Source organism: Streptomyces sp. NBC_01288, assembly GCF_035982055.1.
Classification (GTDB): Bacteria; Actinomycetota; Actinomycetes; order Streptomycetales; family Streptomycetaceae; genus Streptomyces.
In genome coordinates this window covers 2,857,150-2,868,684 of sequence record NZ_CP108427.1, presented here as the reverse complement: position 1 = coordinate 2,868,684, position 11,535 = coordinate 2,857,150, and the positions used below count along the sequence as shown (strand labels likewise).

11 protein-coding genes are annotated in these 11,535 nt (G+C 69.4%); 8 read left to right on the top strand and 3 right to left on the bottom strand.

What is annotated here, in order from left to right; all coding sequences use genetic code 11:
• The first annotated feature begins 128 nt into the window (after nt 1-128).
• Entirely contained in the window at nt 129-1,631 is a 1,503-nt protein-coding gene (gene eccD, locus OG194_RS12230) for a type VII secretion integral membrane protein EccD (RefSeq protein ID WP_327400898.1), read from the top strand.
• Nucleotides 1,632-1,732: 101 nt separating this feature from the next.
• Entirely contained in the window at nt 1,733-3,259 is a 1,527-nt protein-coding gene (locus tag OG194_RS12225; protein WP_327400897.1) for an outer membrane protein assembly factor BamB family protein, read from the top strand.
• An 85-nt stretch (nt 3,260-3,344) separates the two neighbouring features.
• On the opposite strand, the gene OG194_RS12220 is transcribed toward OG194_RS12225, so the two are convergent.
• The gene (locus OG194_RS12220) at nt 3,345-3,629 is read right to left on the bottom strand and encodes a DUF397 domain-containing protein (RefSeq protein ID WP_327400896.1); all 285 of its coding nucleotides are present in this window, start codon (nt 3,627-3,629) and stop codon (nt 3,345-3,347) included.
• A 283-nt stretch (nt 3,630-3,912) separates the two neighbouring features.
• Between OG194_RS12220 and rpsO the strand changes: the two genes are divergently transcribed.
• The 5 genes from rpsO (at nt 3,913) to OG194_RS12195 (ending at nt 9,408) form a co-directional block, all read left to right on the top strand.
• A complete protein-coding gene (gene rpsO / locus OG194_RS12215) occupies nt 3,913-4,200 on the top strand; it encodes a 30S ribosomal protein S15 (RefSeq protein WP_019075416.1) in 288 nt (95 codons plus the stop codon).
• A gap of 360 nt (nt 4,201-4,560) precedes the next feature.
• Nucleotides 4,561-6,783, top strand: coding sequence for a polyribonucleotide nucleotidyltransferase (locus OG194_RS12210; protein ID WP_327400894.1), 2,223 nt, complete (start codon nt 4,561-4,563; stop codon nt 6,781-6,783).
• A complete protein-coding gene (locus OG194_RS12205; protein WP_327400893.1) occupies nt 6,780-8,159 on the top strand; it encodes a M16 family metallopeptidase in 1,380 nt (459 codons plus the stop codon). Before OG194_RS12210 ends, OG194_RS12205 begins: the two co-directional genes overlap by 4 nt.
• Nucleotides 8,160-8,201: 42 nt before the next feature.
• The gene (dapB, locus tag OG194_RS12200; protein WP_327400892.1) at nt 8,202-8,954 is read left to right on the top strand and encodes a 4-hydroxy-tetrahydrodipicolinate reductase; all 753 of its coding nucleotides are present in this window, start codon (nt 8,202-8,204) and stop codon (nt 8,952-8,954) included.
• Nucleotide 8,955: 1 nt separating this feature from the next.
• Nucleotides 8,956-9,408, top strand: coding sequence for a hypothetical protein (locus tag OG194_RS12195; protein WP_327400891.1), 453 nt, complete (start codon nt 8,956-8,958; stop codon nt 9,406-9,408).
• Between the two features lie 90 nt (nt 9,409-9,498).
• Here the strand turns inward: OG194_RS12195 and OG194_RS12190 are convergent, their stop codons facing one another.
• Together OG194_RS12190 and OG194_RS12185 are read right to left on the bottom strand one after the other, a co-directional pair.
• Nucleotides 9,499-10,053 carry a hypothetical protein gene (locus tag OG194_RS12190; protein ID WP_327400890.1) on the bottom strand — a complete coding sequence of 185 codons (555 nt, stop codon included), beginning with the start codon at nt 10,051-10,053 and terminating at the stop codon, nt 9,499-9,501.
• 122 nt (nt 10,054-10,175) lie between these two features.
• Nucleotides 10,176-10,415: a hypothetical protein gene (locus OG194_RS12185; protein ID WP_327400889.1), complete on the bottom strand. Its 240-nt coding sequence runs from the start codon at nt 10,413-10,415 to the stop codon at nt 10,176-10,178.
• Nucleotides 10,416-10,628: 213 nt separating this feature from the next.
• On the opposite strand from OG194_RS12185, the gene thyX reads away from it, so the two are divergent.
• The gene (gene thyX, locus OG194_RS12180; protein ID WP_033284978.1) at nt 10,629-11,369 is read left to right on the top strand and encodes an FAD-dependent thymidylate synthase; all 741 of its coding nucleotides are present in this window, start codon (nt 10,629-10,631) and stop codon (nt 11,367-11,369) included.
• Nucleotides 11,370-11,535 lie beyond the last annotated feature (166 nt).

Here is an 11,535-nt window from a genome sequence, read left to right as displayed (position 1 = left end):
GTTCGCGTGAGCACACGCCGACCAGGCTGCAAAAACAGGGCATTCCGCACGATGTGAAGGTCTGCGGAACGCCCCGCGCGACACCTTCACGACGCAGACGCACCATCACCATTGAGGGGGATCAACAGGTGAGCATCACGGCCTCCGCGGCGGGCGGGCCCGGTACCGGAGCCCCTGTCGGCACCGGCCCGGGGCTCGGTTTCTGCCGGGTCACGATCGTCGCGCCCGACAGTCGCATCGACGTGGCACTGCCCGACGACATCCCGGTCGCCGACATCTATCCGGAGATCCTCAGGCTCTCCCGGCAGAGCCCGGCCGAGGGCGCCCCGGTCGGCTATCACCTGGTACGCCGGGACGGCACCGTCCTCGACAGCTCCCGCACGTTCGCCGGCCAGCGCATTCTCGACGGCGAACTCCTCACCCTGCGCCCCTTCTCCGAGTCGCTCCCGCCGGCCGTGTTCGACGACGTGTCCGAGGCGGTCTCGGCCGCGGTGACCCGCGAACACACGCTGTGGGACGGCGAGTTGACCCGTGCCGCCGGCCTCGTCGGCGGCGGTGTCCTGCCGGCCCTGCTCGCCTTCGTCGCCTGGACCGCCGACCCGCGCCACGACATGAACAGCCTGCCCGGCATCCTCGCCGCCGTCGTCGGCGTCCTGCTGGTCGTCCTGGCCTGCGTCCGCGCCCGGGTCTACGACGACCGGTCCTCGGCCATCGCACTGGGCCTCGGCGCCCTGACCGACATCGGGGTGGCCGGCTCGGGCCTCCTGCCGCTCACCGACGGCCAGGGGATCGGCAAACTCCAATTCCTCCTCGCGTGCGCGGCCGTACTGGTGGCCGCGGTCGTCCTCACCCTGTGCTCACCCGGCGGGGACGCGCCGTTCGTCGCCCTCGTCTTCGCGTCCGCGGTCGGCCTGATCGTCGCGTTCATCGCGATCCGGGCCCACTGGACACCGTCGGAGATCGCCGCCCTGTGCGCTCCGGTCGCGGTCGGCGCGCTGGCCTTCCTGCCGGGCCTCTCGATGCGCTTCGCCCGCCTGCCGATCGGCTTCGACCCCCCGAACACCGCCCCGCGCAGCGCGTACGGCGCCGAGCCCGCCGTCCAGGAAGCCGTCGACACCGAACGCGTCGCCGCCCAGGCGCGCCGCGGTCACGAACTCCTCGTCGGCCTCGTCGGCGGCTGCGCGGTCACCGCCGTCGGCGCCTCGGCCGTCCTCGGTTTCTCCGACGACGTCTGGGCCCAGCTGCTCGCCCTCGCGACCGGTGTCGCGCTGCTGATGCGTGCCCACCTCTTCCGCTACACCGCGCAGGTCGCCCCCGTCCTGGCCGCCGGACTCGGTTCCCTCGTGCTGCTCGGCCTGGGCCTCGCGCTCAACCCGCCGTACTCCCTGATCCACGAGGCGCTCCACGGCGACCGCGGCGGCCTCGACCTCCGTACGGTCTGGCTCGTCGCGGCGATCGCGGCGGCCACCGCGCTGGTGACCGCGCTCGGCCTGATCGTCCCGCGCAGCGGTCTCACCCCGTTCTGGGGGCGTTTCCTGGAGATCGCCGAGGGCTTCGTCCTGCTGACGCTGGTGCCGCTGGCGCTCGCCGTCTTCGACGTGTACGCGACGGTCCGCTCACTGACGAGCTGACCCGGCGTCACCGACAGCCGAAGAGAAGCAGACGTACGACGACGCACTACCGGTGAAGACGACGCACTGCCGATGAAAAGGCGCCGAAAGGATCCGCCCGCGTGAGCTTCGGCCCACCCCCCTCCCAATACACCCACTCCGTCCTCACCCAGAACGACCAGCACAAGAAGCGCCGCCGGAACAGACTGCTCGGGCTGCTCGCGGTCGTCCTCGTGGCCGCCGCGGGCACGGCCGGCCTGCTGGCGGTCAGGGGCGACGACAAGACGAGGGCGACGACCGACAACGCCCCCGCGGCGAGCCCGGGACGCCTCGACGTCCGGGACACGGTCGAGAAGAAGCCCGCCACCACCACCGGCGACATGGCCTTCCGCTTCTCGACCGACGACGCGGTCGCCGGCGAGCACACCGAGATGCCCGGTACCTGGGCCACCGACAAGATCCTCGCCAAAGGCATCAACCAGACCCTGGTCGGCTTCAGGACGGGCACCGACGCCACTCCGGGCGACGAGGTGTGGAAACTCCGCCTGGCCGGCCCGATCTGCGGCTACACCCGCCGTGTGACCGGCGAGGACCGTACGGCCGTGGTCTTCAGGGACGGCAAGGACAAGGCGTCCCTCTGCAACCACGTCGCCTTCTTCGACCTCGACGACGGCAAGCGGATCTGGGAGCACGAGTTCCCCGTCTCCACGATCGGCGACGAACCGGGCACCCCGACGGACGGCGCCACCCAGGACACCCCGAGCGTCACCCTGACCCACGCCACCGTGGCCGTCACCTGGGGCGGCGGCACGGACGCGTACGACATGGACTCGGGCGAGCGGACCTGGCGTACGACGGAGTCCGGCTCGTGCCAGGACATGGGGGCCGCGGGCGGACGCGCCCTGCTGGTCCGTCTTGAGTGCTGGGACGACAGCACGACCGCCGCCTCCTGGCAGACGATCACCTACAAGGTGCGCAAGGTCGACCCCGGCACCGGCAAGGAGAAGTGGACGTACGCCGGGACCAAGGGCCTGCGGGATCTCGAACTGCCGTCGAGCGATCCGCCCGTCGTGGCGATCTCGGCGGGGGAGACGGGCTTCACCGAGCTGCTCTCCCTGGACGACCGGGGCACGGTGCGCGCCACGATCGGCCTGACCAGCGGCAACTACGTCGGCGACTGCTCCGACGCGGTCGACTACCTGGTCGTCGACGACTGCCAGACGATCGCCGTCGGCCTCGGCCAGGTCTTCGTCCGGAGCAAGGAGGCGGGCGCCCCGCACACCTCGAACTGGGTCATCGGCTTCGACCTGGCGACCGGGAGGACGACGGAGAAGTTCGAGTCCGGGCCCAACTCCCTGCTGTACCCGCTGCGCGTGAGCGGCGGCCGGCTCCTCGCGCTGCGGATGAGCGACGACCGTATCTCGCCGTCGGCACTCGTCGGCCTCGACCCGAAGACCGGCAAGGAGACCCCGTACCTCTACTTCGGGGTGCCGTCGGACGCCGACACCCTCACGACCCTGGACGCGAACGACATCGTCGTCCAGGACGGCCGGCTGTACTTCGCGGCCCACGCGGCGGACGGCCCCAGCAGCGGCAAGGCGTGGATCTGGCTGGTCCTGGGCATCGGGAGCAGCGCCACGAAGCAGTGACGGCACGATGCGACGACGGCAAAAGGGGCGGTACGCGTGCGCGTGCCGCCCCTTCTTCCCGCGTACGACCGTACGACCACTGCGACTACTGCTGCTGCTCCTCCGGAGCCGGCTCCAGATCGAACTCCCCGTCCCGCGCGCCCAGCACGAAGGCGGTCCACTCCGCCTCCGTGTACCGCAGCACGGTGTCCGGGTCGAGCGACGAGCGCATGGCCACCGCGCCGTCGGGCAGGTCGGCGATCTCGACGCGCTCCTCGTGGTCCTCCGTGCCCGGCGCGCTGCGCCACTCGACACCCGAGATGTCGAGGGCGTACAGCTCGTCCCGCTCCCGCTCCTTGCGTGCCTTGATCTCCTGCTCCGTCTCCGCCATGGCGAAGCGACCCCTTCCCGACGAACCGACGTGATCTGCGATCCACGTGTAGACGCAGATCACCCTAGTGGCCGTATCCGCCCCGGTCAGGGCCCTTCACAGACCTGGACCGAGGCATCCCCCCAGGCTGGTACGCTGTGTAGCGGCCGTTTGTGTACGCACCCTTGGAGCTCACCGCTCCGGAGGCAGCGCCCTACGGATCCCGCCTCCCGAGTTACGGAAGCTCCCCTGAGAAGTGGACCAGGGGCACTCGGTGGCACATCTCAGACTACGAGGAGTACGCGTGTCGCTCGACGCCGCTACGAAGAAGCAGCTCATCACCGAGTTCGGTCAGAAGGAGGGCGACACCGGCTCCCCCGAGGTCCAGGTCGCCATGCTCTCGCGCCGTATCTCGGACCTGACCGAGCACCTCAAGACCCACAAGCACGACCACCACTCCCGTCGTGGTCTGCTGATCCTGGTCGGTCAGCGCCGCCGGCTGCTCCAGTACCTGGCCAAGAAGGACATCCAGCGCTTCCGTGCGCTGGTGGACCGCCTGGGCATCCGCCGCGGTGCGGCGGGCGCCAAGTAAGACGCCGTGAAGGGGAGCGGTTCCCGAAACGATCGGGAGCCGCTCCCTTTGCCGTATGTGCGGATTGCCCGTACGTGCGGAAACGTGCGGAGTGTCACTCACGCTTTGTAGTGTGGTAGCACAACGCACGATGTGAGACGCAGGACGTACGACCCAGCACGACCCCGTGCGACAGAGCACGACCACGAAGAGGAGAAGCGCGCCTCGCAGCCGCCGGTCCTCGGTAGTGGCCCCCGGGCAGGAAAGCCCCGGGTGCTTCGATCGAAGACCGGCCCGCACCAGACAGCGCTTCTCCGCCACCGTCCCCCCGCCACACGGGCGGGGAGGGACGAAAGACGACAAGTAACGGAGAAAACGCTAGTGGAGAACGAGACCCACTACGCCGAGGCCGTCATTGACAACGGCACTTTCGGCACCCGCACCATCCGCTTCGAGACGGGCAGGCTGGCCAGGCAGGCCGCCGGCTCCGCCGTGGCGTACTTGGACGACGACACCATGGTGTTGTCGGCCACCACCGCCTCCAAGAAGCCCAAGGACAATCTCGACTTCTTCCCCCTCACGGTGGACGTCGAGGAGCGGATGTACGCCGCCGGCAAGATCCCCGGCAGCTTCTTCCGCCGCGAGGGCCGTCCCTCCGAGGACGCCATCCTCACCTGCCGCCTGATCGACCGCCCGCTGCGCCCGTCCTTCAAGAAGGGCCTGCGCAACGAGATCCAGGTCGTCGCCACGATCATGGCCCTCAACCCCGACCACCTGTACGACGTCGTGGCGATCAACGCCGCCTCCGCGTCCACGCAGCTGGCCGGTCTGCCCTTCTCCGGCCCGATCGGCGGCGTCCGCGTCGCGCTGATCAACGGCCAGTGGGTCGCGTTCCCGACGCACACCGAGCTTGAGGACGCCGTCTTCGACATGGTCGTCGCCGGCCGCGTCCTGGAGGACGGCGACGTCGCGATCATGATGGTCGAGGCCGAGGCAACCGAGAAGACCATCCAGCTGATCGCGGGCGGCGCCGAGGCGCCGACCGAGGAGGTCGTCGCCTCCGGTCTGGACGCCGCGAAGCCCTTCATCAAGGTGCTCTGCAAGGCCCAGGCCGACCTCGCCGCGAAGGCCGCCAAGCCGACCGGCGAGTTCCCGGTCTTCCTCGACTACCAGGACGACGTCCTGGAGGCCCTGACCGCCGCGGTCAAGAGCGAGCTCTCCCAGGCGCTCACCATCGCCGGCAAGCAGGAGCGCGAGGCCGAGCTGGACCGCATCAAGGAGATCGCCGCCGAGAAGCTGCTCCCGCAGTTCGAGGGTCGCGAGAAGGAGATCTCCGGTGCCTACCGCTCGCTGACCAAGTCCCTGGTGCGCGAGCGCGTCATCAAGGACAAGGTCCGCATCGACGGCCGCGGCGTCACGGACATCCGTACGCTCGCCGCCGAGGTCGAGGCCATCCCGCGCGTGCACGGATCCGCGCTGTTCGAGCGTGGCGAGACCCAGATCCTGGGCGTCACCACCCTCAACATGCTCCGCATGGAGCAGCAGCTGGACACCCTCTCCCCGGTGACCCGCAAGCGCTACATGCACAACTACAACTTCCCGCCGTACTCCGTCGGCGAGACCGGCCGCGTCGGCTCCCCGAAGCGCCGCGAGATCGGCCACGGCGCGCTCGCCGAGCGCGCGATCGTGCCGGTCCTCCCGACGCGCGAGGAGTTCCCCTACGCGATCCGTCAGGTCTCCGAGGCCCTCGGCTCGAACGGCTCGACGTCCATGGGCTCGGTCTGCGCCTCCACCATGTCGCTGCTGAACGCCGGTGTGCCCCTCAAGGCCCCCGTCGCCGGTATCGCCATGGGCCTGATCTCCCAGGAGATCAACGGCGAGACGCACTACGTCGCCCTCACCGACATCCTCGGTGCGGAGGACGCCTTCGGCGACATGGACTTCAAGGTCGCCGGCACCAAGGAGTTCGTCACCGCCCTCCAGCTCGACACCAAGCTGGACGGCATCCCCGCCTCCGTCCTGGCCGCCGCCCTCAAGCAGGCCCGTGACGCCCGCCTCCACATCCTCGACGTGATGATGGAAGCGATCGACACGCCGGACGAGATGTCCCCGAACGCCCCGCGGATCATCACCGTCAAGATCCCCGTGGACAAGATCGGCGAGGTCATCGGCCCGAAGGGCAAGATGATCAACCAGATCCAGGAGGACACCGGCGCCGACATCACGATCGAGGACGACGGCACCATCTACATCGGTGCCGCGCAGGGCTCGCAGGCCGAGGCCGCTCGCGCAGTGATCAACGGCATCGCCAACCCGACCATGCCGGAGGTCGGCGAGCGCTACCTGGGTACGGTCGTCAAGACCACCACCTTCGGCGCGTTCGTGTCGCTGCTCCCGGGCAAGGACGGTCTGCTGCACATCTCGCAGATCCGCAAGCTCGCCGGTGGCAAGCGCGTGGAGAACGTCGAGGACGTGGTCGGCGTGGGCCAGAAGGTCCAGGTCGAGATCGCCGAGATCGACTCCCGCGGCAAGCTCTCCCTCATCCCCGTCATCGAGGGTGAAGAGAACGCCGAGGACGACAAGAAGGACGACGACGACAAGTGACGTCGACCAGCTCCACGACGACGGCCCGCACCTCCTCGGAGGCGCGGGCCGTCGCCCGTACCCAAACCCTCATCCAGGGCACCAACGGCATCGGCACGGTCCGTAAGACCACCCTCCCGGGCGGCCTGCGCATCGTCACCGAGACGCTGCCCTCGGTCCGCTCCGCGACCTTCGGCATCTGGGCACACGTGGGCTCCCGCGACGAGACACCGTCCCTGAACGGCGCCACGCACTACCTGGAGCACCTCCTCTTCAAGGGCACGCACAAGCGCAGCGCCCTGGACATCTCCTCCGCGATCGACGCGGTCGGCGGCGAGATGAACGCGTTCACGGCGAAGGAGTACACGTGCTACTACGCGCGCGTGCTCGACACCGACCTGCCGCTCGCCATCGACGTGGTCTGCGACATGCTGACCGGTTCCCTCATCCGTGAGGACGACGTCAACGTCGAGCGCGGCGCCATCCTCGAAGAGATCGCCATGACGGAGGACGACCCGGGCGACTGCGTGCACGACCTGTTCGCGCGCACGATGTTCGGCGACAACCCCCTCGGCCGTCCCGTCCTCGGCACGGTCGACACCGTCAACGCCCTCACCGCGGACCGCATCCGCCGCTTCTACAAGAAGCACTACGACCCGACCCACCTCGTGGTCGCCGCGGCCGGCAACATCGACCACGACAAGGTCGTACGACAGGTCCGCGCGGCCTTCGACAAGGCGGGCGCCTTCCGCACCCCCGAGGCGGCACCCATCGCCCCGCGCGAGGGCCGCCGCGTGCTGCGCTCCACCGGCAAGGTCGAGCTGATCGGCCGCAAGACCGAGCAGGCGCACGTCGTCCTCGGCATGCCGGGCCTGGCCCGCACCGACGAGCGCCGCTGGGCACTGGGTGTCCTCAACACGGCCCTCGGCGGCGGCATGTCCTCCCGCCTCTTCCAGGAGGTCCGGGAGAAGCGCGGCCTGGCCTACAGCGTGTACTCGTACACGTCCGGCTTCGCCGACTGCGGCCTCTTCGGCGTCTACGCCGGCTGCCGGCCCTCGCAGGTCCACGACGTGCTGAAGATCTGCCGCGACGAACTCGACCAGGTCGCCGAACACGGCCTGTCCGACGACGAGATCGGCCGCGCCGTCGGCCAGCTCCAGGGCTCCACCGTCCTGGGCCTCGAAGACACGGGCGCGCTGATGAACCGCATCGGCAAGAGCGAGCTGTGCTGGGGCGAGCAGATGTCCGTCGACGACCTGCTGGCCCGGATCGCGGCGGTCACCCCGGACGAGGTCCGCGAGGTCGCCCGCGAGATCCTGGGACAGCGGCCCTCGCTGGCGGTCATCGGCCCGCTCAAGGACAAGCAGGCGGCCCGGCTGCACGACGCCGTCGCTTAACACCCGCCGTCGGAACCCGTATCCGGTAAGGAAGCAAGAACGATGAGCAAGCTGCGCGTGGCGGTCCTCGGTGCCAAGGGCCGCATCGGCGCCGAGGCGGTACGAGCCGTCGAGGCCGCCGAGGACATGGAACTGGTGGCCGCCCTGGGCCGGGGCGACACCCTGGAGGCGCTCACGGCTTCGGGCGCCCAGGTCGCGGTCGAACTGACCACGCCCGCCTCGGTGATGGACAACCTCGACTTCTGCGTACGGCACGGCATCCACGCCGTCGTCGGTACGACGGGCTGGACCGACGAACGCCTCGCGCAGCTGAACGGCTGGTTGGCGAAGTCGCCGGAGACGGGCGTCCTCATCGCGCCCAACTTCTCCATCGGCGCCGTGCTCACCATGAAGTTCGCGCAGATCGCCGCGCCCTACTTCGAGTCGGTCGAGGTCATCGAACTGCACCACCCGAACAAGGTGGATGCCCCCAGCGGCACCGCGACCCGCACGGCCCAGCTCATCGCGGAGGCGCGGGCCAAGGCGGGCTCGGCCCCCGCGCCGGACGCCACGACCACCCCCCTGGACGGCGCGCGTGGTGCGAACGTCGACGGCATCCCCGTGCACGCCGTCCGGCTGCGCGGCCTGCTGGCCCACCAGGAGGTCCTGCTGGGCGGCGAGGGCGAGACGCTGACCGTCCGCCACGATTCGCTCCACCACAGCAGCTTCATGCCGGGCATCCTGCTCGGCGCCCGCCGCGTGGTGACGACCCCGGGCCTCACCTTCGGCCTGGAGCACTTCCTGGACCTCGGCTGACATGCGCGCCAAAGTCACCTACGCCGTCACGGCCGCCGTCCTGGTCTTCTACTTCGTCCTGGTCGGCAGCCGCGGCGTCATGCTCATACAGTCGGGCACGCTCATCACGGTCACCTTCGGGATCGCGGTCCTGATCCTGCCGGTGATCGGCATCTGGTTCCTCTGGAAGAACACCCAGTTCGTCCGCGACGCCAACAAGCTCGCCGCCGAACTCGACGCCGAAGGCGGCCTGCCCGTCGACGAGTTGAGGCGCACCGCCGGCGGCCGTATCGACCGCGACTCCGCCGACGAGGTCTTCGCCAAGCGCAAGGCGGAGACGGAGGACGCCCCCGACGACTGGCGCAGTTGGTTCCGCCTCGCCGTCGCCTACCACGACGCCCGCGACACCCCGCGCGCCCGCAAGGCGATGCAACGCGCGATCGCCCTGCACGACGGCCGCCCCGTCCAGGCCTGAACGCCCGTATGCCGAAGGGGCCGACCCGCACTCACCGCGGACCGGCCCCTTCGGCATACGACTGCTCGGCTTACTGCTGCTGTCGGGCGGTCAGCTCCGCCGGTACTCGTCGGACCACACCTCGACCGAGTCCGCGGCCCGGTCGAAGGAGGAGGCACGCGCCACGAAGTCGATGTCGTGCGTGGTCAGCAGCGCGGTCACGTCCTCCGGAGCACGGTCCTTCCGTACGAGGAGCAGCGCCTGTCCCTGCACCGTGCGCGGCAGTCCCAGCCAGCGCACCGGCTGCTGCACCGTGCGCACGGCGACCACCCGGTCCCACCGCACCGTGAGGGTGAAGAGGAACCGCACCCGGCGCAGCCCGCGCGCGCTCACCCACACGCCCATGCGCAGCAGCCGCAGGGCACAGAGGATGACGGCCACCGCGATACCGAGGATCACCGCGGCCTCGGACCGCGAACCGGTCAACGCGATGATGACCGCGGCGAACAGCACGTACGACGCGAGCAGCAGCACGAGCGCCGCCACCGCCACCCGCCACGGTCCGGGCCGGTAGGGGCGCCGCCAGCGGTCGCGGTCGTCGAACGGCAGCGCGAGCTCGTCCGCGGCCTCGAATGCGCGGTCGGCCGTAAGGAAGGGCAGGGGCACGGCTGGTGTCCTCACTGAATCCATGCGTGGGCTGTGCCCGGTGAGGCTATCCGGCCGTGTTCCCGCTCACCACCGTTGGGGGTCCGGATGAGTCATGGTCAGCTGTACGGCCGCGCGCCAGGTCAGCGATTGTCGGCGGCCTGGGACTGCTGGTTCTGTGTCGAGAGGCTGTTCTGGGACAGCGCCGGCATCCCGAGGACCACGGAGCCCACGATTCCGGCGATGATGGTGAGGCCCAGGAGCCAACGCCCGGCTATCTGACCGGCGGACGCACGCTCACGTGGCGGCGGTGCGACATTGCTGCGGAAGCGGTCGGTCTCGGCGATGAAGGCGAACGGAACAGGTTCGCGCCGACGGAACATCGGTGGTGCTTCTCCCCTCTGGGGTCGAATCGGGATCGAACGGGTGGCTCTCACCAAGACAGACGAGCGAACGCCCCAATTGGTGCCCTGTTTCACCGAATTCGCAGAAGTTCGCCAATGAATGTCGCGGCACGGCACCGAACGCCCCGATGTCAGTGCCGGGCCGTAGAGTGGGCGCCGCCCGAGAGACGTGATGGAAGGACCCTCCGAGCCGTGACCGACACTCCCGCCGACGACCTCAAGCCCAGCTTCCGCAGTGACGTGACCGTCGAGCTGGTCAAGCACACCGCGTCCGACGCGGACGTGCTCTTCGCCGCCCGCGTCTCGACGATCGGCGAGCAGTCCCTGGACGAGATGGGCAAGGACCCCGAGCGCTCCAAGGGTCTGATCAACTACCTGATGCGGGACCGGCACGGCAGCCCCTTCGAGCACAACTCGATGACGTTCTTCATCAGCGCCCCGATCCTGGTCTTCCGCGAGTTCATGCGGCACCGGGTGGGCTGGTCGTACAACGAGGAATCGGGAAGGTACCGGGAGCTCCAGCCGGTCTTCTACGTCCCCGGGGAGTCCCGCAAGCTGGTCCAGGAGGGCCGCCCGGGCAAGTACGTCTTCGTGGAGGGCACCGAGGCCCAGCAGGAGCTGGTCGGCCGCGCCATGGAGGACTCGTACCGCCAGTCGTACGAGGCGTACCAGGAGATGCTCGCAGCCGGCGTCGCCCGCGAGGTCGCCCGCGCGGTGCTCCCCGTAGGCCTCTTCTCCTCGATGTACGCCACGTGTAACGCACGCTCGCTGATGCACTTCCTCGGCCTGCGCACGCAGCACGAGTTGGCCAAGGTCCCGTCCTTCCCGCAGCGGGAGATCGAGATGGTCGGCGAGAAGATGGAGGAGCAGTGGGCCAAGCTCATGCCGCTCACCTACGCCGCCTTCAATGCCAACGGTCGTGTCGCCCCGTAGCGCACCTCTGTTTGCCGGTCGGGCACACATGTACGGATGGGCCGCGCGAAGTGTCCGTATTGCGGCATTTGGAGAAGTTCATCTAGCCTGATCAAACGGACCCGGCACTGCTTGAACCCCCGAGCAGGCAGTGCCGGGCTCCATATTTGTCACGACTTGTCGCCTG

What these genes read in the sequence shown, in the direction of transcription:
- OG194_RS12185 (WP_327400889.1), bottom strand. Translation starts at nt 10,415, where the DNA reads ATGTTCCGTCGGCGCGAACCTGTTCCGTTCGCCTTCATCGCCGAGACC.
- OG194_RS12195 (WP_327400891.1), top strand. Translation starts at nt 8,956, where the DNA reads ATGCGCGCCAAAGTCACCTACGCCGTCACGGCCGCCGTCCTGGTCTTC.
- OG194_RS12220 (WP_327400896.1), bottom strand. Translation starts at nt 3,629, where the DNA reads ATGGCGGAGACGGAGCAGGAGATCAAGGCACGCAAGGAGCGGGAGCGG.
- dapB (WP_327400892.1), top strand. Translation starts at nt 8,202, where the DNA reads ATGAGCAAGCTGCGCGTGGCGGTCCTCGGTGCCAAGGGCCGCATCGGC.